The 674-nt window shown below is 59.3% G+C and carries 1 protein-coding gene and 1 pseudogene; both read right to left on the reverse strand.

Features of this window, described 5'->3' with window-relative positions:
* A partial coding sequence (gene pgk, locus NRB16_RS28865; protein WP_257107562.1) for a phosphoglycerate kinase occupies positions 1 to 281 on the reverse strand: 281 nt, incomplete at its 3' end.
* 16 nt (positions 282 to 297) lie between these two features.
* Positions 298 to 674: pseudogene (locus NRB16_RS28870) on the reverse strand (erythrose-4-phosphate dehydrogenase); the annotation flags it as partial.

Below are 674 nucleotides of genomic sequence, written 5' to 3' on the forward strand. Positions count from 1 at the left end.
TCGGCAACCAGCGGGACTTCACGGCCCAGCGCCTTGCTCAGGTAGTCGGCAACCGGCTTGAGGCTGTTCTCGGCCGAGAACTCGCCTTCGGTCGGACGGCCCAGGTGCGAGCAGACCAGTACGGCAGCACCCTTCTCCAGCGCCAGCTTGATGGTCGGCAGCGAAGCAAGGATTCGGGCATCGCTACTGACAACGCCGTCCTTGATCGGGACGTTGAGGTCTTCGCGAATCAGCACACGCTTACCTTGCAGATCGAGGTCGGTCATCTTCAACACGGTCATGAGGCGTGCCTGTTTTTTACTGTTGTTGATCCGCGACGCGCAAGAAATGGTCCGCAACGTGGAGCATTCGATTGGCAAAACCCCATTCGTTATCGAACCAGGCCAGCAGGTTTACCAGCCGGGGGCCGGAAACTCGGGTCTGACTCGCATCGACAATGGCCGAATGAGGGTCATGGTTGAAATCACAACTGGCATGCGGCAATTCGGTGTATGCCAGCAGGCCTTTGAGCGGGCCGCTGGTGGCGGCCTCACGCAAGATTCGGTTGATTTCCACAGCATCGGTATCACGCGCCGTTTGCAGCGTGATATCCAGGCACGAGACGTTGACCGTCGGTACGCGAACTGCTTTGGCCTGAATTCGGCCCGCAAGTTCCGGCAGGAGCCGCTCGATTC

This window comes from Pseudomonas sp. LJDD11, assembly GCF_024584215.1.
Classification (GTDB): domain Bacteria; phylum Pseudomonadota; class Gammaproteobacteria; order Pseudomonadales; family Pseudomonadaceae; genus Aquipseudomonas.